The 21,424-nt window shown below is 47.4% G+C and carries 20 protein-coding genes and 1 pseudogene; 12 read left to right on the plus strand and 9 right to left on the minus strand.

The features are described 5' to 3' along the window. Positions 1-271: YtoQ family protein (locus ACTF7Q_RS06615; RefSeq protein ID WP_438997060.1), on the minus strand; the 271-nt coding region annotated here is incomplete at its 3' end. 210 nt (positions 272-481) lie between these two features. Here ACTF7Q_RS06615 and ACTF7Q_RS06620 point away from each other — a divergent pair. Together ACTF7Q_RS06620 and argE are read left to right on the plus strand one after the other, a co-directional pair. Next, a complete protein-coding gene (locus ACTF7Q_RS06620; RefSeq protein ID WP_438997061.1) occupies positions 482-847 on the plus strand; it encodes a cupin domain-containing protein in 366 nt (121 codons plus the stop codon). Positions 848-1,051: 204 nt separating this feature from the next. Then, on the plus strand, positions 1,052-2,209 hold the full coding sequence (gene argE, locus ACTF7Q_RS06625) for an acetylornithine deacetylase (protein ID WP_438997062.1): 1,158 nt from the start codon (positions 1,052-1,054) through the stop codon (positions 2,207-2,209). A 14-nt stretch (positions 2,210-2,223) separates the two neighbouring features. Here argE and ACTF7Q_RS06630 read toward each other — a convergent pair whose 3' ends face one another. Beyond that, positions 2,224-3,522, minus strand: a complete 1,299-nt coding sequence (locus ACTF7Q_RS06630; protein WP_438997078.1) for a cytochrome-c peroxidase — start codon at positions 3,520-3,522, stop codon at positions 2,224-2,226. Between the two features lie 33 nt (positions 3,523-3,555). Here ACTF7Q_RS06630 and ACTF7Q_RS06635 point away from each other — a divergent pair, with 33 nt between their 5' ends. Beyond that, entirely contained in the window at positions 3,556-4,035 is a 480-nt protein-coding gene (locus ACTF7Q_RS06635) for a tetratricopeptide repeat protein (RefSeq protein ID WP_438997063.1), read from the plus strand. 63 nt (positions 4,036-4,098) lie between these two features. Here the strand turns inward: ACTF7Q_RS06635 and ACTF7Q_RS06640 are convergent, their stop codons facing one another. The 5 genes from ACTF7Q_RS06640 to ACTF7Q_RS06660 form a co-directional block, all read right to left on the minus strand. Then, on the minus strand, positions 4,099-5,157 hold the full coding sequence (locus ACTF7Q_RS06640) for a TRAP transporter substrate-binding protein (RefSeq protein WP_438997064.1): 1,059 nt from the start codon (positions 5,155-5,157) through the stop codon (positions 4,099-4,101). A gap of 36 nt (positions 5,158-5,193) precedes the next feature. Continuing rightward, positions 5,194-6,693 (minus strand): TRAP transporter large permease, encoded by a 1,500-nt coding sequence (locus tag ACTF7Q_RS06645; RefSeq protein ID WP_438997065.1) that lies wholly within the window; start codon positions 6,691-6,693, stop codon positions 5,194-5,196. Beyond that, on the minus strand, positions 6,693-7,346 hold the full coding sequence (locus tag ACTF7Q_RS06650) for a TRAP transporter small permease (RefSeq protein ID WP_438997066.1): 654 nt from the start codon (positions 7,344-7,346) through the stop codon (positions 6,693-6,695). Before ACTF7Q_RS06650 ends, ACTF7Q_RS06645 begins: the two co-directional genes overlap by 1 nt. 90 nt (positions 7,347-7,436) lie before the next feature. Further along, the gene (locus ACTF7Q_RS06655; RefSeq protein WP_438997079.1) at positions 7,437-8,330 is read right to left on the minus strand and encodes an aldo/keto reductase; all 894 of its coding nucleotides are present in this window, start codon (positions 8,328-8,330) and stop codon (positions 7,437-7,439) included. Between the two features lie 28 nt (positions 8,331-8,358). Then, complete coding sequence (locus tag ACTF7Q_RS06660) at positions 8,359-9,516, minus strand: LLM class flavin-dependent oxidoreductase (protein WP_438997067.1); 1,158 nt, start codon at positions 9,514-9,516, stop codon at positions 8,359-8,361. A gap of 155 nt (positions 9,517-9,671) precedes the next feature. Between ACTF7Q_RS06660 and ACTF7Q_RS06665 the strand changes: the two genes are divergently transcribed. From ACTF7Q_RS06665 to ACTF7Q_RS06690, 6 genes are all read left to right on the plus strand, one after another. Then, positions 9,672-10,382: a GntR family transcriptional regulator gene (locus ACTF7Q_RS06665; RefSeq protein ID WP_438997068.1), complete on the plus strand. Its 711-nt coding sequence runs from the start codon at positions 9,672-9,674 to the stop codon at positions 10,380-10,382. A 64-nt stretch (positions 10,383-10,446) separates the two neighbouring features. Next, positions 10,447-11,577: a Gfo/Idh/MocA family protein gene (locus ACTF7Q_RS06670; RefSeq protein WP_438997069.1), complete on the plus strand. Its 1,131-nt coding sequence runs from the start codon at positions 10,447-10,449 to the stop codon at positions 11,575-11,577. Positions 11,578-11,663: 86 nt separating this feature from the next. After that, entirely contained in the window at positions 11,664-12,914 is a 1,251-nt protein-coding gene (locus ACTF7Q_RS06675; RefSeq protein ID WP_438997070.1) for a sarcosine oxidase subunit beta family protein, read from the plus strand. Between the two features lie 12 nt (positions 12,915-12,926). Beyond that, positions 12,927-13,214, plus strand: coding sequence for a sarcosine oxidase subunit delta (locus tag ACTF7Q_RS06680; RefSeq protein ID WP_438997071.1), 288 nt, complete (start codon positions 12,927-12,929; stop codon positions 13,212-13,214). Then, positions 13,211-16,183, plus strand: coding sequence for a sarcosine oxidase subunit alpha family protein (locus ACTF7Q_RS06685; RefSeq protein ID WP_438997072.1), 2,973 nt, complete (start codon positions 13,211-13,213; stop codon positions 16,181-16,183). The genes ACTF7Q_RS06680 and ACTF7Q_RS06685 overlap by 4 nt, the downstream gene beginning before the upstream one ends. Beyond that, the gene (locus ACTF7Q_RS06690) at positions 16,176-16,739 is read left to right on the plus strand and encodes a sarcosine oxidase subunit gamma (RefSeq protein WP_438997073.1); all 564 of its coding nucleotides are present in this window, start codon (positions 16,176-16,178) and stop codon (positions 16,737-16,739) included. Before ACTF7Q_RS06685 ends, ACTF7Q_RS06690 begins: the two co-directional genes overlap by 8 nt. 19 nt (positions 16,740-16,758) lie before the next feature. Here ACTF7Q_RS06690 and ACTF7Q_RS06695 read toward each other — a convergent pair whose 3' ends face one another. Further along, positions 16,759-17,793 (minus strand): GlxA family transcriptional regulator, encoded by a 1,035-nt coding sequence (locus ACTF7Q_RS06695; protein WP_438997074.1) that lies wholly within the window; start codon positions 17,791-17,793, stop codon positions 16,759-16,761. An 82-nt stretch (positions 17,794-17,875) separates the two neighbouring features. Next, a pseudogene (locus tag ACTF7Q_RS06700) lies at positions 17,876-18,088 on the minus strand (hypothetical protein); the annotation flags it as partial. Between the two features lie 227 nt (positions 18,089-18,315). On the opposite strand from ACTF7Q_RS06700, the gene ACTF7Q_RS06705 reads away from it, so the two are divergent. The 3 genes from ACTF7Q_RS06705 to ACTF7Q_RS06715 are packed head-to-tail and all read left to right on the plus strand — an operon-like array spanning position 18,316 to position 21,267. Further along, on the plus strand, positions 18,316-19,212 hold the full coding sequence (locus tag ACTF7Q_RS06705) for a class II glutamine amidotransferase (protein ID WP_438997075.1): 897 nt from the start codon (positions 18,316-18,318) through the stop codon (positions 19,210-19,212). A 1-nt stretch (position 19,213) separates the two neighbouring features. After that, the gene (locus tag ACTF7Q_RS06710) at positions 19,214-19,897 is read left to right on the plus strand and encodes a protein GlxC (protein WP_438997076.1); all 684 of its coding nucleotides are present in this window, start codon (positions 19,214-19,216) and stop codon (positions 19,895-19,897) included. Positions 19,898-19,908: 11 nt separating this feature from the next. Further along, complete coding sequence (locus ACTF7Q_RS06715) at positions 19,909-21,267, plus strand: FMN-binding glutamate synthase family protein (RefSeq protein ID WP_438997077.1); 1,359 nt, start codon at positions 19,909-19,911, stop codon at positions 21,265-21,267. Positions 21,268-21,424: the final 157 nt, after the last annotated feature.

Here is a 21,424-nt window from a genome sequence, read left to right on the forward strand (position 1 = left end):
TCCACTGTTTATATTTTTCGCCGAATCTTACAACAACGATATCGGCGTCCTGAATAGCTTTTCGTGTACGGATTGCATTGACCATGGCGCCTTTATGATCGTGCCAATATTTATCTGTTTCTGGGCCCAAAATGGCAACGCCGCAATCATCACTTGCGTCATGATCAGTCACCGGACTCGAAAAGGTTACATCAAGGCCTGCCGAACCTTCGATAATTTGCTCGCGCCAATCAGTATGAATTTCCCCGGAAAGATAAACTTTCATGGTCATTATGCCTCTCCTTAGCTTAAAAAATCAGTTCACCCAATTATTTGACCATAGTCATAATAAGGATAATAAAACGTAAGATGACAATATCCTGAAATGAAAAGGTTACAACCGCCAAGTTGATGTCATCACAAATACGTCAAGCTTTCATGCTTTTGGGTTGGCAAAACACAGCATTCAGATCACAATATGAAAAACAAGTATGAGGTTATAATGATCAGTCTTCAAAGCTTCGGCGATTTAAGTGACATCCCTGCCGGTGAGTTTGCCCCTAAACCTACAACTTTAACCGAAGGACAAACCGAAGCCCTTGTTCCGCTCTGGGAGTCACTTGACGGCCTGACCAAAATTGGTATCTGGGATTGCACGATTGGTCGTTTTACAGCTGACCGCTCAAAATCTGCTGAAATTTGCCATATTTTGTCTGGCAGTGCTTCAGTCGTCAATGCAGATGGCGGTGGCAAACGTGATATTGCTGCAGGTGATATGTTAATCTTGCCAATCGGTTGGACAGGCGAATGGACAATCCATGAACCAATGCGCAAAACCTATATCCTGATTGCCGAAACCAGCACCTGATTACACATGAAATGCTTATTTCCAACTGGTAAAATAAATCTGCGCAACAGTCACAAATCGTGACATGGCGCGTGTTGGGCGCATATGTTCAAGACTGGCCAGCATGATTCGGCTTTTGATCATGTTATTTTTAATCGGGCGATTGATCCTGCCGCCGCCCCAAGTTACGATGTGGCCGGGGACGAGTAGCAGGAACGTTTAACAATGAATCAGACAGTCGATATTCTGAATGACCTTGTTGGTTTTGCCTCGGTCAGCCGTGATCCAAATCGGAAGCTGATTGACTATGTAGCCGAAAAACTTGCAAAAAGCGGCGTTGATCCCATTATCATCCCTGATGAAAGCGGAAAAAAGGCCAATTTATATGCCGTAACGGGTCCCGATATAGATGGCGGTGTGATGCTCTCAGGGCATACTGATGTTGTGCCTATCGATGGTCAGAACTGGACGAAACCTGCATTTTCCTGCACATATGAGGACGGTAAATATTACGGACGTGGCACTGCCGACATGAAAGGCTTTGTCGCCGCAGCCATTGCCAGTTTTATTGACGCCACCCAACTAGATCTGAGCAATCCATTGCATCTGGCTCTGTCCTATGACGAGGAAATTGGCTGTATTGGTGTGCGATCACTGATCGACATGATGGGCAAATCACCGCATAAGCCTGCCTTTTGCATCGTCGGTGAACCGACTGAAATGGGGCTAGCCACCGGACATAAGGGAAAAACCGCAATCCGGGCAAACTGCCAGGGGCGCGAGGGGCATTCGGCGCTGGCACCCATGGCAATGAATGCGTTGCATCTTGCCTGTGATCTAGCTGGCGAAATTCGCCATATGCAGGATGAACTGGCACGCGCTGGCCATAAAGATGATGATTATAACGTGCCTTACACCACCATGCATGTTGGGCGTATCGAAGGCGGCGTCCAACTCAATATTGTTCCTAATGCCGCCTTTATAGATTTTGAAATCCGTAATTTAGCTGAAGATGATCCAATGGCACTATTGGACAAGTTGAAAGACCGTATCGCGCCGATCATCGAGATCGCCAAAAAGACGGCTCCTGAGGCTAATATTCAATTTACCATCACCAACACATATCCGGGGCTTAACACGCCAAAGGATGCCGAGATTGTAAGCTTCATGAAAGCTCTGACAGGGAATAACACCACGATTAAGATGGCATTTGGTACCGAAGGTGGCTTGTTTTCACGTGATATTGGCATTCCAACTGTCGTTTGTGGTCCAGGTTCGATGGATCAAGGGCATAAGCCAGACGAATTTGTGAGCGCTGAACAGCTGGTGCAATGTGACACTATGCTCAGCGCGCTTAACCAGCGCCTTGTAAACGGCATTTAGTTCTGCAAGACAGGTTATTTATCAACTGGCAAACCGCTTGGCACCGTATCGGGAACCCCAAGCGGCAGACTCAACGCTGTGGCACCCGTCAGGCTATGCAGAAACGCCACCAGATCATCAATCTCACGGTCATTTAGGTCAATGGGCGTGATATCAAGATGGCTTCGCTGCCTTGCCATTTCACGCTTATCACTCATGACAACAAAATCAATCGCCTCTAGCCATTCAGCTTTTGGCAATTGCGCCATTTCGGGTTGCCACTGATCTTGCATCTGCAAGGGGTTAAGATGATGCCGCACCATATTTTCCAATGACGCATAGGCGCCATTATGCCCATAAGGCCCCGTCAAAGCGACATTGCGTAATTGTGGGGTTTTGAATCTATAGGCATCTGCTAGATCATCGCTTTCGCCCATACGCCCGACATCGCGTACATAGGGATCAAATCGCCGTGTTCGTCCTGGGCCAAATGGCGGCAAGGCCAGAGCATAAAATTTGTGATCACTCAGAAGCGTACCTGAATGACAGCTGGCACAATTAGCTTTGCCATAAAACAGATCCAGACCACGCTTTTGTGATGCGTTCAATGCGGTTTCATCACCTGATATATAAGCATCAAACGGGCTGTCATGCGACCGCCATTCCTGTCCGATAAACGCACCTAACGCTTTGGCAATATGCGTAATATCAACTTGATCGGCTGTTTCAACATCGTCAAACGCATCGACAAATAGCTGTCCATATTCAGGGATAATACGTACCCGCTTGGCAATGATTGGCCACACAGCGTCAATCCGGTCATGGACTGCACCGGCAACCTCATTTTCCTTTGGATTGCCAGCCATTTCAAACTGCGCTGTCATAGGCAGAATGGCCTGTGCTGCCAGAATGGTATCTAACCCGTTTGGTAACCATTCCTCGGCTGGTGAATTAAACCCGTTCTCATAATCATCAGACACTGAAAGACGGCCATCTTGAAACAGAATTCTGACTTCTTTAGCCCCAATATTCCATAAGGCCGAAGCATTACGAGGCACCCGCTTTTTGATGCGGCTATCACCAAATCCTGGCAATCGTGTTGGCCCAACGCCAACACCCCCTTCACCAATACCCAAAGACAAACCATCCGAGCCACCAAAACGATGATGATGACACGTACCACAAGAAATATTCTGGTTTCCAGACAGAATTTTATCATAGAAAAGTTTTTGACCAAGACTGGCTTGCATGGCATCAATAATATGATAATCGGCATCAACAAGTGGCCGCGGTAAATCGATAGTTTCTGCATATGCCGAATGCCCGAAACACATGCTGACAGCCAGTGTCAAAACAAAGGATTTAAAATGCGTCACTTTCTGATGTTTATGATCGTTGGAGTCCTTCTGCCGGTCTTTGCCCATGCTGAGATTGAAGCAGCGCGAGACCTTATGGAAGAAGGAAAATTTGTCGAGGCACGCGAAGCGCTGTGGCCTGCGGCGCGATCTGGCAACGCCGATGCCGAAGAATTGATCGGTGTCATGTATGCAATGGGATTGGGCGTTGAACAGGATGATATCCGCGCTTTTGACTGGTATTTGCGCGCGTCGATGAAAGGTCATCCTGGTGCCCAATCGGGTGTTGGCTGGTATTACGAAGTTGGACGCGGTATGCCTGCCCCTGACCTTACACGTGCCTATTTGTGGTATGTGCTTTCGGCGATCGGCGGCGATCCCGATGCGGCGATATCGCAAGAGGAAGTTGTTAAAAAAATGACAGTTGAACAAATTGAAAAAGCGCATGAACTTATCGATGATTATCGTGTTTGGCTATTTCCTTTCAGATAAATAATCTGCAAGGCCAGGTTACAAAAGGGCTACCTCAGAATAAGGTAGCCCTTTATTTTATTGTTAGTTAAGGTCTCTAGCGCGACCTGTATTAATGTCAGCCTCGGCAACTGCGACCGCCTTGGTCAGGGCATTAAATACAGCCTCGCCACCGTCAACATTCGACTTGAACCAGTCATAAACCGGAGATGCTGCTGTCTTGAAGGCAGCCTTTTCGGCAGGTGTTGGCACATATAGATCACCGCCACCAGCAACGAAATCGGCATAGGCCTGAATTGACTTACGCTTTGGCGAAGCAAAGGTGGCCTGCTGAAGCTGAGCAAAGCCATCAACAACAACCGCACGCATGTCTTCAGGCATGGCCATGAACTTGTCATTAGACATCCACCACAAAGCACCCATATAGGCGTGACCGTCAAGCGTTACATATTTCAGACCGGCATCAGGGAATTTCATGCCCATGATATCGGTAATACCGTTCTTGGAACCTTCAACAACACCTGTCTGGAAGCTTGTGAACAGCTCTGGCCATGGAATAGGTGTTGGTGATGCACCAAGAGCCTTAACCAGCTCCTGTGGCAAATCAGCAACAACAGTACGGATTTTCAGGCCATTCATGTCACTAGGGTTTTGAACACGACGTTTGGTATTGGCAAAGTTACGCCAGCCACCAGTGTTACCAATTGTCATCAGACGTACCTTATTGTCTGAGCTAGCAAGGGCCATGTCTCTGACTTCACGTGTGAAATCGCCAGACAAAACATGCTCTGCAACGCGGTCATCTGACATCAGATATGGCAGGTCAAGAACCTGAACATATGGGAAGATGCCTGCGGCACCGCCTGATGTAGAGATATAAACGTCGATTGAACCATCAGCTACACCCTGCAAACATTCAGCACCCTTTGAACAAAGCTGGGTACCGATATACAGTTCAACGGCAATTTTGCCATTAGATGCTGACTCAACATAATTTTTGAATACGACAAGACCATCATAATCTTCATCATTTTCATTCGAGTTAGCCGTCGCACGGATTGTATAATCCGCTGCAAATGCTGATATTGTTGGTGTTGCAAGCAACGCCACCGCCATCAGAGAACGCATTACTAGTCTTTTCATCATTTCCTCCATTATTGCTTTGATGAACTATATCCCTCACTTAATGAATCCGGCAAGCCGCGGTATCGTCATAGACAATGCCGGAAAATAGGTAATCATGAAGATGACCACTATTTCCACCGCGAGGAATGGCAAAATGGCGCGCGAGATGGTTTCAACCCGCTCGCCAGAAACTGAAGATGCAACAAATAAAACAAGCCCCATGGGTGGTGTCGCTAGGCCAACTGTTAAATTTACTGACATGATAATGGCAAAATGCACTGGATGCACACCAAGGTCGATAAAAACCGGTGCCAGAATAGGCCCTAAAATAATGATCGCTGGCCCTGCATCAAGAAACATACCAACAACGAACAACAAAATATTGATAAGAAATAATAAAATAAGAGGGTTTTCACTCAAGGTAATAACAAAAGCTGCGAGTTGTTCCGGCGCATGACTCAGACTTACAACCGTCTTGAAAGCAACAGCTGCCCCCACCAAAAGTAATACTGTTGCCGATGCCACAGCCGCCTTCATGAAAATAGAGGGCAAATCACCAAGTTTCATTGTCCGCAATACAAAAAATGAAATTAATAAAGCATAGGCAACAGCAATCGACGACGCTTCGGTTGGGGTAAACACACCGATCATAATACCGCCAAGTATAATAATCGGGGTTTGCAAGGGTGCTACGGCGCGTTTGCACACAAAACGGAATTCCTGTGTCACACGGTGCCTTATATTTAGCAGAATAAGATGCGCTATAGGCAAAAATATGAAAAACAATGTCCAGCCATCAACCGAAATATCAATATCGGTGAGCGACGCTAATAGCGCCTTTACGCCTGCATAGGCAGCGACCAGAAGACCCGCAACATTAATCCGCAAAAGCACCAGTGAAATCCAATATTCAACTGGTTTAATTATAATGTCTTTTTTGACAATTCGCTCGGCCTTGGGCAAGTCATATTTGTCGGCAAGCACCCGCACCATCAACATCAGGCCTGCCCCCACCATAACCCCCGGAACAATGCCTGCTAGAAACAAGGCCGCCACAGACTCCCCCATCACATAGGCATAGATAATCATGATGCCTGATGGGGGGATGATCGGACCGATAACCGAACTTGCCGCCGTAATGGCCGCCGCGAATTTACGTGAATAGCCATTCTTTTCCATCGCAGGGATCAAGGTGGACCCCAACGCTGATGTGTCGGCCACTGCCGATCCTGACAAACCGGCAAACAGCATCGATGACAGAATATTTACATGCGCCAACCCGCCACGCAAATGCCCCATCAAGGCTTGTGAAAATTCAACCAGCCGAATTGTTATACCACCCCGGTTCATCAATTCACCGGCAAGCATGAAAAATGGCAATGCCATCAATGGAAATGAGTCCATGCCATTATAAACATTTCGATATAATAGCGCGATGTCGCGTTCCTGGCCGTTGAGCCACAGCAATAAACCTGGGGCAACAAGCAAAGCAAAAAACACCGGCAAGCCGATCATGAGGAAAAACAGAAATACAGGTAAAAACAGAACTAGCATCAATTCGCTCCTGCCGTTCCGGGCGAGGTGATCTGCGGTAACGGAAAATTAGGCGCCATTAGCGCAATGATGCTCCGCAAAATCAACTCAATGGTGACCGTGAACAAGAAGGTGACACCAAACAACAAGGACGCATAAACATATCGCAATTTTACCCGGATCATATCCATACCGAACCAGTCCAGCGGTAGCTTCAACGATGAAGAGGCAAAATTGCCTCCAAACCCCATCGTATGCTTCCATCCAAACTTTATCGCATAGATCAATACAATGACTGATAATGTAAGCAGGAACAAAGTGAGCACTTGCGCCAATCTATTTGGCAAGGCGCGCGGTAACATATCAATGGCAACAAATCCCCCCGTACGCATGGCAAATGGTGCCATCAGACCGGTCATCCACAGCATACAGAGCCTAGCGGCTTCATCTGGCCACGCCAGGGCATCATTGAGTACATAACGGAAAAACACCTGCAACAGGATCATGATCACCATAAATAACAGCGCAAGCCAAGCCAGTTGTTTGCTAATCGCAATAACTAGTTTGTTCAGCCATGATACAGGAGTCATGACCAACGATACGGCGCGCGCAATTGTCCAGCTCACGCTGTTTATTGACGAATCATTATCGTGATTGCCGTCAAAGTTATGCATAAACTCCCCATTCTTTACAGGCGACATTATAAATAAACGCCGCAATCTCTATTTCATGACCAAACCAGTTATGTCAAAGCCTATCTAACGCTATGGCACTTCATGACCCAGCGCCATCTCATACAAAACAAACCATGTCTCACGATCCATCTCAACTTTGCAGGCATCGCCAAGATGCGCAATGCGATCAAGATTATTTGTACCCATGACGGGCAGAATGCCCGCTGGATGCGCCAATAGCCACGCCACAGCAACTGCCGATGCATCACAGTTCTGACGCGCACCTATGTCAGAAAGCTTGTCAAACAAGGCTTTGTTGGATTTATCAAACAAACCACCCCCGGCCAGAGGTGACCAGGCCATTAAGGTAATATTCTTTTCCTGGGCAAACGCAATATCGCCATTCGTAAACGCATCATGGGCCAGCAATGAAATTTCAATTTGGTTGGATGCAATAGGATTTGACATGGCCGATTGCAGCAAATTTATATCCCATGGCTTGAAATTGGAAACACCAACACTGCCAATTTTACCTGATGCTATCAGCGCATCTAATGCCGCACCGGTTTCATGATGATCCATCAATGGATCCGGCCTATGCAACAACAGCATGTCGATATGATCTATATTCATAAGCCTCAATGAATTATCAACACTGTGGTTGATATGTGCGGCGCTAGTATCATAGTATTTTACCACGCGCTCAGGTGACTTATCAGTCAATAACTTAATATCACACTTGGTAATAATCTCAATACTATCAATTAGATGCGGAGCTTCCTTTAACAATTTTCCAAACAAACGTTCGGACTCGTAATTGCCATATATATCGGCTTGATCAAAACTGGTGATACCTTGGGCAAGACAGGCTTCAACCTTGGCCTGAACATGTGACACGTCACGATTTTCATCATCTGCGAGACGCCACATACCGTAAATAATACGGCTAAGTTCGAGTTGTGGCATTGAAGAACCACGATTAATTGATGAACGATCCATTATGTCTACATTCCTATTTACGTTTGCCGTTGCCAAGTGGCGTGTTTGGTGTGCTTGTCGGCACCCGCCCATAGACCTCAGGCAATGAACATGTTGATAATTGTGGCAATACCCGTTTGCCAAATGACTCGCACTCACTCAAATGCGGATAGCCCGAAAAGATAAAGGCATTTATTCCCATCTTCTGATAAGCCTCAATTTCGGACAATACCTGATCTGTTGATCCGACCAAAGCGGCGCCACATCCCGATCTTGCCCGCCCTACACCTGTCCATAAATGTGGCTCGACATACCCAAAATCATCAGCTTCGTCACGGTTGCGTGACTGATGCGCAACGCCGAGCGATGTTGAATCAAGAGCCCTATTGCGAATAGCCTTACCATGTTCATCATCAAGCTGGCTGACTAGATGCTCGGCATATTCTCGCGCTTCGGATTCGGTATCGCGAACAATGACATGGACACGCAATCCGTAATCAAGAACCCGGCCGTACTCTTTAGCGCGCTCGTGAACGGCTTTCATGCGTTCAGCCAGCATATCCTTGGTTTCCGGCCACATCAGATATACGTCACAATGCTCTGCGCATAATTCGATTGCAGCAGGTGAATAACCACCAAAATATAGTAATGGCCCGCCATTCTGCTGATAGGGACGCGCCGGGTCAGTTTGCAATTTATCGAATTTATAAATGTTACCCTGATAGCTTATCTCATCCTGATTCCATATCTGTTTCAGAATTTCGACCACTTCACGTGAACGTTGATAGCGATAGTTACTATCGGCAACCTCACCTGGAAAATCTGAAGAAATGATGTTGATCGTTAGGCGGCCCTTAAGCATATGATCCAATGTCGCGATTGTCCGCGCCAGCATAATAGGTTGCATTTCACCGCAGCGCACAGCTGCCAGCATATTGATATTTGATGTCAATGGGGCGTTGCCCGCGACAAAGGTCAAAGTGTCTTGCCCGACTTGATAAGAAGACGGACACAGAATATTACGGAAACCTAGCTCGTCAGCTTTGCGAATGATACGCGATGTATTGTCCCAGCTACTGCGCAAATCACCGTCTGGTTTACCAAGATATTGGTAATCATCAGAGCAAAGAGGCGCAAACCACGCCACTTCTGACGCACCTAGCCCTTCAGATTTAACTGGAATAATCGACACCTAAAGCTCCCCCATTTAATTTATCTCAACCGCTTTGCGATGATCTTTGTCATCATTAAAGTGCGAAAAGCGGTCTTGATTGATATATATCAATACTGTATCAATATATTCACTCTACAGATTTTATGCGGGCGATCAATCAAAAGTTATTAAAAATGTTAAAACCCAATTCAAACGGAACAATCCCGCTCTATATGCAGGTCTGCGATTTACTAGAACGCGAAGTCAACGCCAAAATCCGGCTTGATGGTGAACGTTTGCCACCTGAACGCACTCTGGCAAAGGAATTAGGAATTGCTGTTGGCACTTTACGGCTTGCGCTGGCTGAATTGACCCGTCGCGGCATGCTGGAGCGCATTCAAGGATCTGGCAACTATATACGTCACAAAAGTAACCGCGAGTCTGTTTACGCTTTCTTTCATCTTGAACTCATTGATGGAATCGGTGATCCAAGCGCTGAACTGATCACGACAAGCCGCATTACAAAGCCTAAAAATTTGCCTGATATAGGCGGTTCCGACACGGCGCATCGTATTCGCCGCGTGCGACATCTTGGTGATGTCAAAGTCGCGTTAGAAGAAATCTGGATTGATGGAACATTCGATCTTGATGATGGTCAAAACCATATGTCACATTCACTTTACCAGCTTTACAAAGAACATCTTGGGTTTTGGATAGCCAAGGTAGAAGATAGCGTTTCTGTCGCGCCTATGCCTGACTGGGGACAGCCCCTATTCAATCAAGGTGATCAAGAGGTCTGGGGTTTTTGCGAACGATTGGCCTGGGATCAGCACGGACACCTTGTCGAAGCATCAAGCACATGGTTTGATCCAGCCAAAGCCCGCTATCGTGCCCGTTGGAAATGACACCCGTTGGAAATAACAAGAGACACGACAATATCAATTATTATTAGGCGTTAGGAATTAAAGAATGGGTAAATATATAAACTACGGCATAATCGGATGCGGCATGATGGGGCAAGAGCATCTGCGCAATATCGCTTTGCTTGATGATACCACCGTACTTGGCATCGTCGAGCCTGATCTGGGCATGCAAGCCGAAGCATCAAAGCTGGCACCTGATGCCAAATTTCATGATTCAATTAAGAGTTTGTTAGCCGATGAACGACTTGATTGTTTGGTTATTGTCAGCCCTAATTTCTGTCATGCCGATCAATTGCTCGAGATAGCGCATCGCAGGGCTCTTCCCATTCTGGTTGAAAAGCCACTTTTCACTGATATGTCAGATATAATTAGGCTTCAGGATTTTGAAAAAAACTATCCAGCGCCGGTCTGGGTGGCTATGGAATATCGATATATGCCGGCTGTCACCGCGCTGATTGAAAATGCGCCTCAAGATACTGGCGGAATTGACATGCTCACAATTCGCGAACATCGCTTTGCGTTTCTGCCAAAAATTGGCGACTGGAACCGTTTTAATGTCAAGACAGGCGGAACTTTGGTAGAAAAATGCTGTCATTTTTTTGATTTAATGCGTTTGATTTTGCAGTCTGATCCAGTGCGGGTTATGGCCTCGGCTGGACAAGGGCATAATCATACAGACGAAAAATATGATGGGCAGACCCCCGATATCTGGGATCATGGCTATGTGATTATTGACTTTGCCTCTGGCAGTCGCGCGATGCTGGAATTATGTATGTTTGCCGAAGGGTCGCGTTATCAGGAAGAAATTTCTGCGGTAGGTGTTGCAGGTAAAATTGAATGCCAGGTGCCAGGACCAACACGATTTTGGGCGGCTGATCTTGGCACCCCGCCTATTGCCAAATTAACAGTCAGCCCCCGTAACCCACCTGGACCTCGTAGTATAGATATTCCTGTTGACCCTGAATTGCTCGAAGCTGGTGATCATAATGGCTCAACCTTTTATCAACATCAAAAATTTGCTGATGTGGTGCGGGGACATGGCGATGTCGAAGTCAGTATCCATGATGGTATGATGGCCGTGGTCATGGGCATGGCCGCGCAACATGCCGCAACCACCCACGAAACAGTGCTGATAAATGACATTCTAGATGGTAAAATCACCACGCTGACAAGATAATGTCGTGTTTTACTAATAGTTTGTCCGATTCTCTTATTTACAAAACCGTATGGCTGGCCAAACTCTTATCATCATAGGAGATCTATATGCGATATTCAGGATTTCGAGTCATTAAAGAAGCACTTACTGGACATAAAGGCTGGACATCAGCCTGGCGTTCACCTGAACCAAAAGCGCATTATGACATAATCATTATTGGCGGTGGTGGTCATGGTCTGGCGACAGCCTATTATCTAGCCAAGCAATTTAAGGAAAAGTCAGTCGCTGTTCTCGAAAAGGGCTGGATAGGTGGTGGCAATGTCGGACGCAACACAACGATTATCCGGTCAAATTACCTGCTTGACGGCAATGAACCATTTTATGAATTATCCTTGAAGCTCTGGGAAGGGTTGGAACAGGATTTTAACTATAATGCGATGGTCAGCCAGCGCGGCATTATAAATCTTTTTCATTCCGATGCCCAACGTGATGCTTATGTAAGACGCGGCAACGCCATGCTTTTGAATGGGGCTGACGCTGATTTGCTTGATGCTGACCAAGTCCGAGCCGAATGCCCATTTCTGAATTTTGATGATGCCCGTTTTCCGATCAAGGGTGGACTCGCGCAACGTCGGGGCGGCACTGTACGCCACGATGCTGTCGCATGGGGCTATGCGCGCGGTGCCGACAGCCGTGGTGTTGATATCATACAGAACTGCGAAGTGACGGGGTTCAGAATTGAAAATGGCATCTGTAGCGGCGTCGAGACGTCCCGCGGATTTATCGGTGCTAAAAAGGTTGGCTGTGCGGTTGCTGGGTCATCCGGACGCTTAATGGCCAATGCTGGTATGCGCTTGCCTATTGAAAGCCATGTTCTGCAAGCCTTTGTGTCTGAGGGATTAAAACCAGTCATTCCGGGTGTTGTAACCTTTGGAATGGGGCATTTTTATATTTCTCAATCTGATAAAGGTGGCCTCGTCTTTGGCGGTGATATTGACGGCTATAATACCTATGCCCAGCGTGGAAACCTGCCGACCGTAGAAGATGTGTGTGAAGGTGGCATGGCAATCATGCCCATGATTGGCCGCGCTCGAATTTTGCGGATGTGGGGCGGCGTCATGGATATGTCGATGGATGGATCGCCTATAATTGACAAAACACATATTGAGGGGCTGTTTTTCAATGGGGGTTGGTGTTATGGCGGCTTTAAGGCCACACCGGCCTCAGGTTGGTGTTTTGCCCATTTGCTTGCAACCGGACAACCTCATGAAACAGCAACAGCATATCGCTTTGACCGCTTCCAACGCGGCTATATGATCGATGAAAAAGGCGTCGGCGCCCAGCCGAACCTACATTAGGAGCCGCTAGTCATGATAATTAATCACCCTTTACTTGGCCCACGCGATGCACAGGAATTCATTTATCTTGGCGATGCGTCATTGCTAAACCGACCTGATTGGCAAGCCACCGATGCTGACGCCGCCTTTTATGATTATCAATATCTGCGTGATAACCCGGCTGGACGGCATCAGGAACTCTGGTATCACGAACAAGGTGATCGCTCATGGTTAGTTGTGACACGTGACACAACAACCCATGTCATTGAAAAAGTTGAATTTGCATCCGATGTGGCGCGCCAAAGGGGACGCAGCAAATGAGTCACTTTACAAATCAACCCAACCGTCTGGACAATGGCGGTATGATTGACCGTTCAAAGCTGATTGAATTCACCTTTGACGGCAAAAAATTTGATGGTTTTGCAGGTGACACACTAGCGTCAGCCTTACTTGCCAATAATGTCAGATTAATGGGACGATCATTCAAATATCATCGCCCACGAGGAGTTATGACGGCCGGTTCCGAAGAACCGAACGCCATCGTTGAACTGCGTTCAGGCGCACGCCAAGAGCCAAATAGCCGCGCAACTGTTACCGAATTATTCGACGGACTTGAAGCCAGAAGCCAAAATCGTTGGCCATCGCTGAAATTTGATGCCATGGCCATTAATGATCTGTTTTCAAATTTTCTGACCGCTGGATTTTATTATAAAACATTTATGTGGCCTGCGGCTTTTTGGGAAAAGCTTTATGAACCCATAATTCGTAACGCGGCGGGTTTAGGATCATTATCAGCAAAAGCTGATCCCGACAGCTATGATAAAGGGTTTTTACATTGCGATCTGCTGATCATCGGGGCTGGACCATCTGGCCTAGCCGCCGCGCTAACCGCAGCCCGTGCTGGTGCTGATATCATCATAGCTGATGAAGACTTTGTTCTAGGCGGCAGACTGAATACCGAAACCTATGAAATAGGTGACGCCTCCTGTGCTGACTGGGCGCAAGAAACGATTGCCGAACTTAATTCAATGCGCAATGTACGCTGTATGCCGCGCACCACAGTCATCGGCGCTTTTGATCATGGCGTTTATGGCGCTGTCGAGCGCATATCGGATCATCTTGCCGTTCCGACAGACGGTAAACCACGTCAGATTTTGTGGCGTATTTATTCCAAACGGGCTGTTTTGGCGGGCGGTGCCATCGAGCGCCCAATATGCTTTCCCAATAATGACCGTCCCGGCATAATGCAGGCAAGTGCCATCCGTTCCTATGTTAATCGCTGGGCTAGCACACCGGCATCGCAAATCGCCATCTTTACCAATAATGACAATGGTTACCGCACCGCCAACGATTTACGCGTTAAAGGCATCCATGTCAGCGCGATCATTGACACCAGACCCGATGCCCCTAAATGCGCGGGCATTGAGGTTCTTGCCGGTGGGCGCGTTGTTGACACCTCTGGGCGGCTTGGCCTTAATGCCATCACTGTCCGCATGAATAATGGCACAACACGCACCATCAAATGCGGTGCGCTTGGGGTTGCTGGCGGCTGGAATCCCAATGTGCATCTAACCTGCCATCAACGGGGCTTTCCTCAATGGCAGCAGGATATTGCAGCCTTTATTCCCGGTGGCACATTGCCTGTTGGTATGGGTGTTGCTGGCGCGGCTAATGGCCAATTCAGCCTTGATGAATGTTTGTCATCCGGCGTTCAAACAGCTGTTACCTTGCTTTCGGATATTGATATTAAGGCAAAAGCAATCACATTACCCAAAGCCGAAGATGCACCTATCAAACTTATGCCGTTCTGGCATGTCGGCTATGGCAAGAAAAGAGCTTGGGTTGACCAGCAGAATGACGTGACAGTCAAAGATATTAAACTGGCGCATCAGGAAAACTTCCGTTCAGTCGAACATCTAAAGCGATACACCACATTAGGCATGGCAACTGACCAAGGGAAAACATCCAATATTTCTGGCTTGGCTATCATGGCTGAACTCTCTGGAAAATCCATTCCCGATGTTGGCACCACAATTTTCCGTCCTCCTTACACGCCGACAGCCATCGGCGTAATGGCAGGGCGCGCACGCGATCGTCATTTCCGCCCTACCCGCTTGACGCCATCACATAAATGGGCCGAAGAACAAGGCGCGGTTTTTGTCGAAGCTGGCATGTGGTTGCGGGCGCAATGGTATCCTAAACCAGGCGAAACTCATTGGCGCGAAAGTGTTGACCGTGAGGTCTTGGCCACGCGTGCTTCGGTTGGTGTGTGTGATGTGACAAGCCTTGGTAAAATTGACATTCAAGGCCGTGACGCCACAACATTCATCAATCGGGTTTATGCTAACGGGTTTGCAAAATTACCTATAGGCAAGACACGATATGGTCTGATGTTGCGCGAAGACGGCATTGTCATGGATGATGGAACAACCGCACGCCTTGACGCGTCACATTATGTTATGACCACAACAACCGCCAATGCCGTAGGGGTGTTCAGGCACCTTGAATTCTGCCGTCAATGCCTATGGCCTGATCTTGATGTTCAACTCATATCCACGACCGAAAGCTGGGCGCAATATGCCATCGCTGGCCCTAATGCTCGCAATCTTCTTGAAAAGATTGTCGATCCAGAATTTGACCTGTCCAATGACGCCTTTCCCTTTATGGCCTGTGGTAAAGTCACAGTATGTGGGGGATTGCGCGCACGTCTGTTCAGAATTTCTTTTTCTGGCGAATTGGCTTACGAGCTTGCTGTCCCGACGCGCTATGGTGATGCGCTGATCCGGCGCATCATGGAGGTTGGTGAAACCTATGATATTGTGCCTTATGGCACCGAAGCGCTTGGTGTCATGCGCATTGAAAAGGGACACGCCGCTGGTAACGAATTAAATGGCACAACCACCGCGCTTAATCTCGGTTTAGGCCGCATGGTATCCACAACCAAGGACAGCATTGGCAGTGTGCTCTCACAGCGTGAAGGCCTGACGCAAAAAGATGCCATTATTCAGATTGGCCTAAAGCCAGTCAATGATGCCGACACCCTTGACGCTGGTGCTCATCTCATGCGGGTTGAAGATCCGGTAAATGCCGCCCATGATCAAGGCTATGTCACATCAGTATGTTATTCGCCTAGCCTTGGTCACATGATTGGCCTTGGCTTCCTCAACAATGGGTCAAACCGCACAGGCGAAATCATTCGCGCTGTAAACCCGCTTCAGGGACGCGAAGTCCTAGTCGAAGTTGTTAGCCCACATTTCATCGATCCAAAAGGGGAACGTCTCCATGCATGATCTAGCCCCCTTACACGCGCTTGGCGGCCATAGCCCTCAGATAGATGTTTATGATCGCGTTACACTCGCCGAAAATGCTGATTTTGCCTATGTATCCATAGCAGCGCATACAGGTTGCAAAGATAAGCTCAATAAAATTGCTGGAAATGTGATTGGTGTCACCTTGCCACCGCCAGAACAAATGACAAATCATGATGACATAAACGCGATATGGACTGGTATGAATCAATGGATGGTTGAAGCACCGATTGAATCACATGAAACAATGGCAGATGATCTAACTATAAAGCTGGCTGGCATTGCCGCCGTAACCGAACAAAACGATTCCTTTGTGCGTTTTGATCTGACCGGCGAACTATGCGTTGATATATTAGAACGCCTATGTGCAGTTAATAGCCGGCAAATGCCTTATAACAGCGCCACCCGCACAGCTATTGAACATATTAGCTGCTTTATTCTGCATCGTTCAGCTGGGTATTTTTCAATTCTGGGCGCACGTTCATCCGCAAAATCACTTCATCACAACTTAACAAATGCTATAAAGTCTTTAATATAAAATACTCATTTATATAATTTTATATAGATGGCAATGAACGATTATCTTTTACACGGAACAGGTTGATTCTGTTGCGTTCCTCTTTTGGTGTGATACCAAACGCATCCTTATAATGCCTGACCATTGCCGCCGCATTGCTATAGCCGGTAGCATAAGCAATATCGGTCAATGTATCATTTGAATATAGAACAAGTTGGCGCGCGGCTTTCATCCGCATTAAGCGGTAGTAATGTGATGGGCTTTGCCCTGTTGCTTTTTTAAACCCACGTTCAAGCTGGCGCGCTGATAAACCTACCCTTTCGGCGACGGTACTGACAGAAATTGCTTCATCTATATGTGTAGCAAATAAATGAACCGCCTGTTGGATCGCAGATGGTAGCATGTCGTCGGCACTGGCTGTGTAAAATGCTGGAATCCGCTGGCGCACGCCCTCACCGCGGACAAGCGGGTGCTGAAACCAGCAGGCCACTTCAGTCATAACAGGCGCGCCTAATTCATGCTCAATCAAATGCAACATCATATCGAAAGCAGCAGCGGCACCAGACGCGCTATAACGTAACTGATCCATGACAATCACATCATCAACAGCTTGTATATGCGGAAATTCCGCTTCGAATGCAGCCTTATAGCACCAATGCACACTGCAAGGATGCGCATCCATCAGTCCAGAACGCGCCAAAGGAAACACACCGCCACTTACCGCTCCCATACGGGTGCCATGACGAGCAAGGTGACGAAGCATTGCGGTTGATTTCTGTTCATGTTCCAAATGTGCCATCGGTCCACTCAGGCAGAATATGAAATCAAGATTTGCAGCATCAGCGAGCGTGATATCAGGATCAAAATATACACCCGCACTTGCCGGTACGCGGGCGCCATCCTCGGAAATCAATTGCCAGCCAAAACGGTCTTGCCCCGCGATTTCATTGGCCGCGCGCAATGGTTCTATCATCGACGTAAGACATGACATCGGAAACCCCGGAAAGATAAGGAAACCTAGGTAGGTCTTGCGGATCTGGGTTGTTTCTGGTTGCTGTCCACTCACATATGTCATGAAACTATCAATTTGTTAAAACCATGCGGGATGATGCACCAATTTATGTCTATTGAAAAGCTGTTAGACGCCCAGGTCGCCATCACTTTTCCAAATGCAAATCAGGCCAAACACCAGGTGATGTTTTAACGCCATCATCAAATTGTGACTAATAATTCACCAGTAATTCACGATTAGCGATGAACCCCTTATAGGTCGCCAAATCGTCAGGGATATCACGTAAGACCCTGTGCAAATAACGCACCCACTTTGGAATTGTCACACGATCGGCAAATTTAATCAGATAGCACCGGATTACCAGATATTCCTCTTCCTGATCTTTATCATAAGACCGGGCTATTTCCATCCCGCTCCTGTCTTCCAATTCAGACCACAAAGCGTGACGCCCTTCGGGTATAAAGCCTTACATATACTCGTCAATTAAACAGGGTAGAATTTTTATTATCATGATAATTATTTTCACCATAGTTGAATATAGTTTTTTTTGCTGTTAAAGTTTCAAATCATTAATGGAGTTTTAGCATGTGCGGAATTGTTGGTCTTTTTCTCAAAGATAAAAAACTTGAAGCTGATCTTGGCGCCATGCTCACCGATATGCTGGTTACAATGACTGACCGTGGGCCAGACAGTGCGGGCATAGCGATCTATGGCCAGAACAGCAAGAAACACGGTAAATTGACAATTCAGTCAGATAATCCAACGGCAGATTTCACAACATTATCTGCTGATCTTTCAAAAGCACTTGGATGCAATGTGTCGTTGGATGCCAAAGACACACATGCTGTTTTGCATATACCTGCCACATCAATAGCGGCCACTAGAGATAAGCTAGCGTTAATCAATCCAGCTATCCGGATCATGAGCGCGGGCGACACTATCGAAATTTATAAGGAAGTTGGCCTGCCGCGTGACGTGGCCAAACGCTTTCAAATCGGGGCAATGTCTGGTTCGCATGGCATCGGCCATACCCGCATGGCAACAGAATCTGCCATCACTACAATGGGTGCACATCCCTTTTCCACCGGTGCTGACCAATGTCTTGTTCATAATGGATCACTATCCAACCATAACAGCTTGCGCCGTAAACTGGTTCGTGAAGGCGTCCAGATTGAAACCGAAAATGATAGCGAAGTGGCCGCCGCCTATTTGACATACAAAATGCAACAAGGTTCAACCCTTGGTGAAGCGCTGGAAAGCAGTCTAGACGATCTTGACGGATTTTTCACCTTTGTTGTTGGCACCAAAGACGGCTTTGGTGTTGTGCGCGATCCAATTGCGTGCAAACCCGCTGTTATGGCTGAAACCGATCAATATGTCGCCTTTGGATCGGAATATCGTGCTTTGGTAAATCTGCCATCTATAGAGGCGGCCCGTGTTTGGGAACCAGAACCCGCAACCGTTTATTTTTGGAAACATTAACATGCAGATATTTGATCTTGAAGCCCAAGGCCTGCGCGCGCTTAATGAAACGCTTCATGCACAAGCGAATGACACTAACCAGACACATTGGCAGATCACCAATCCCAAGGGCAGTCACGCCATCGCTGTTGGTCTTGATGCACCGATTGAGGTCACTGTCAAAGGATCCACTGGCTATTATTGTGGTGGCATGAACAAACAGGCAACAATCAATATCCACGGGTCAGCAGGGCCTGGCGTTGCCGAGAACATGATGTCAGGCACGGTCATAATTGAAGGTGATGCTAGCCAATATGCAGGTGCTACCGGCAGTGGGGGCTTGCTAGTCATAAAGGGAAACGCCTCATCGCGCTGTGGCATTTCGATGAAAGGTATTGATATTGTCGTTCATGGCAATATTGGTCATATGTCTGCCTTTATGGCGCAATCAGGTAATTTAGTGGTTCTAGGTGATGCGGGCGAGGCTCTGGGAGATTCATTGTACGAAGCCCGTCTTTTTGTGCGTGGCTCGGTTAAAAGCCTTGGTGCTGATTGCATCGAAAAAGAAATGCGTGCTGAACATATTGATATCTTAAAAGATTTGCTTGAAAAGTCAGGTGCCACCTGCGCGCCTGAAGAATTTAAACGCTATGGTTCCGCCCGCCAGCTTTACAATTTCAATATTGATAATGCGTCAGCATATTAGGATTTGTTGTTATGACTGATAAAAATGAAAATATGATCCCTCGGACTGTACCGATCAAGTCATCCACCTTTTCCGATGCGACAAATGCCGAAATTCGGCGGGCAGCCGCTACAGGCATCTATGATATTCGTGGCGGCGGTGCCAAACGCGCTGTTCCTCATTTTGATGATTTGCTGTTTCTGGGCGCATCCATCTCACGCTATCCACTTGAGGGATATCGTGAGACCTGTGATACTCGTGTCACTTTGGGTACGCGGTTTGCCAAGAAACCGATCCATCTTGATATTCCGATCACTATCGCTGGCATGAGTTTTGGTGCCTTATCGGGCGGCGCAAAAGAAGCCCTGGGGCGCGGCGCATCTGCGGCTGGCACATCAACCACTACCGGTGATGGCGGCATGACCGAAGAAGAACGCGGTCATTCAAAAACATTAATCTATCAATATCTGCCTTCACGTTACGGGATGAATCCAGATGATTTGCGCCGTTGTGATGCTATTGAAATCGTTGTAGGTCAAGGCGCAAAACCGGGTGGCGGTGGTATGTTACTTGGCCAGAAGATCAGTGATCGTGTGGCCGAAATGCGTAATCTTCCCAAAGGCATCGATCAACGCTCAGCTTGTCGGCACCCTGATTGGACAGGCCCTGATGATTTGGAGATCAAAATCCTTGAATTGCGTGAAATCACAAATTGGGAAAAACCGATTTATGTAAAAATTGGTGGTGCCCGCCCCTATTTCGATGCAACGCTTGCGGTTAAAGCTGGTGCTGATGTCATTGTACTTGACGGTATGCAAGGCGGCACTGCCGCAACACAAGACGTCTTTATTGAACATGTTGGCCAGCCTACCCTCGCCTGTATCCGCCCAGCGGTTCAGGCTTTGCAGGATATGGGACTTCATCGCGAAGTCCAGCTTATCATTTCTGGCGGTATTCGCCACGGTGCCGATGTCGCCAAGGCCTTGGCACTTGGTGCTGACGCTGTATCGATAGGCACCGCCGCGATGATCGCGCTTGGTGACAATGATCCGCGATGGGAGACCGAATATAATAAACTTGGCACCACAGCTGGCGCTTATGATGACTGGCATGAGGGCATGGATCCAGCAGGCATCACCACCCAAGACCCGGCATTAATGGCACGGTTTGATCCTGCTCTAGGTGGTCGGCGGCTTAGCAATTATCTAAAGGTCATGACTTTGGAAGCACAAACAATTGCGCGTGCTTGCGGAAAAAGCCATGTTCACAATCTGGAACCTGAAGATTTATGTGCGTTGACTATTGAGGCTTCCGCTATGACTGGCGTTCCTTTGGCAGGAACAAATTGGGTGCCCGGAAAAAACAGTAAAGATAGTAAAGACAGTTTTTAAATATGGCGCGTCTATATAGTTGCGCGATTCAGATAAAAGAGAGGAAACAATATAATGGCAATCGATCTTTCTGCCTTTGCTCAGAAAAAAGGCATCAAATATTTCATGATTTCTTTCACCGATCTGTTTGGTGGACAGCGCGCCAAGCTGGTACCAG

Origin of the sequence: Puniceispirillum sp. (SeqCode), from assembly GCF_965657105.1 — a bacterium.
Classification (GTDB): Bacteria; Pseudomonadota; Alphaproteobacteria; order Puniceispirillales; family Puniceispirillaceae; genus Puniceispirillum.

What these genes read in the sequence shown, in the direction of transcription:
- ACTF7Q_RS06620 (WP_438997061.1), top strand. Translation starts at nt 482, where the DNA reads ATGATCAGTCTTCAAAGCTTCGGCGATTTAAGTGACATCCCTGCCGGT.
- argE (WP_438997062.1), top strand. Translation starts at nt 1,052, where the DNA reads ATGAATCAGACAGTCGATATTCTGAATGACCTTGTTGGTTTTGCCTCG.
- ACTF7Q_RS06630 (WP_438997078.1), bottom strand. Translation starts at nt 3,522, where the DNA reads ATGTGTTTCGGGCATTCGGCATATGCAGAAACTATCGATTTACCGCGG.
- ACTF7Q_RS06635 (WP_438997063.1), top strand. Translation starts at nt 3,556, where the DNA reads ATGCGTCACTTTCTGATGTTTATGATCGTTGGAGTCCTTCTGCCGGTC.
- ACTF7Q_RS06640 (WP_438997064.1), bottom strand. Translation starts at nt 5,157, where the DNA reads ATGAAAAGACTAGTAATGCGTTCTCTGATGGCGGTGGCGTTGCTTGCA.
- ACTF7Q_RS06645 (WP_438997065.1), bottom strand. Translation starts at nt 6,693, where the DNA reads ATGCTAGTTCTGTTTTTACCTGTATTTCTGTTTTTCCTCATGATCGGC.
- ACTF7Q_RS06650 (WP_438997066.1), bottom strand. Translation starts at nt 7,346, where the DNA reads ATGCATAACTTTGACGGCAATCACGATAATGATTCGTCAATAAACAGC.
- ACTF7Q_RS06665 (WP_438997068.1), top strand. Translation starts at nt 9,672, where the DNA reads ATGTTAAAACCCAATTCAAACGGAACAATCCCGCTCTATATGCAGGTC.
- ACTF7Q_RS06670 (WP_438997069.1), top strand. Translation starts at nt 10,447, where the DNA reads ATGGGTAAATATATAAACTACGGCATAATCGGATGCGGCATGATGGGG.
- ACTF7Q_RS06675 (WP_438997070.1), top strand. Translation starts at nt 11,664, where the DNA reads ATGCGATATTCAGGATTTCGAGTCATTAAAGAAGCACTTACTGGACAT.
- ACTF7Q_RS06680 (WP_438997071.1), top strand. Translation starts at nt 12,927, where the DNA reads ATGATAATTAATCACCCTTTACTTGGCCCACGCGATGCACAGGAATTC.
- ACTF7Q_RS06685 (WP_438997072.1), top strand. Translation starts at nt 13,211, where the DNA reads ATGAGTCACTTTACAAATCAACCCAACCGTCTGGACAATGGCGGTATG.
- ACTF7Q_RS06690 (WP_438997073.1), top strand. Translation starts at nt 16,176, where the DNA reads ATGCATGATCTAGCCCCCTTACACGCGCTTGGCGGCCATAGCCCTCAG.
- ACTF7Q_RS06695 (WP_438997074.1), bottom strand. Translation starts at nt 17,793, where the DNA reads ATGACATATGTGAGTGGACAGCAACCAGAAACAACCCAGATCCGCAAG.
- ACTF7Q_RS06705 (WP_438997075.1), top strand. Translation starts at nt 18,316, where the DNA reads ATGTGCGGAATTGTTGGTCTTTTTCTCAAAGATAAAAAACTTGAAGCT.
- ACTF7Q_RS06710 (WP_438997076.1), top strand. Translation starts at nt 19,214, where the DNA reads ATGCAGATATTTGATCTTGAAGCCCAAGGCCTGCGCGCGCTTAATGAA.
- ACTF7Q_RS06715 (WP_438997077.1), top strand. Translation starts at nt 19,909, where the DNA reads ATGACTGATAAAAATGAAAATATGATCCCTCGGACTGTACCGATCAAG.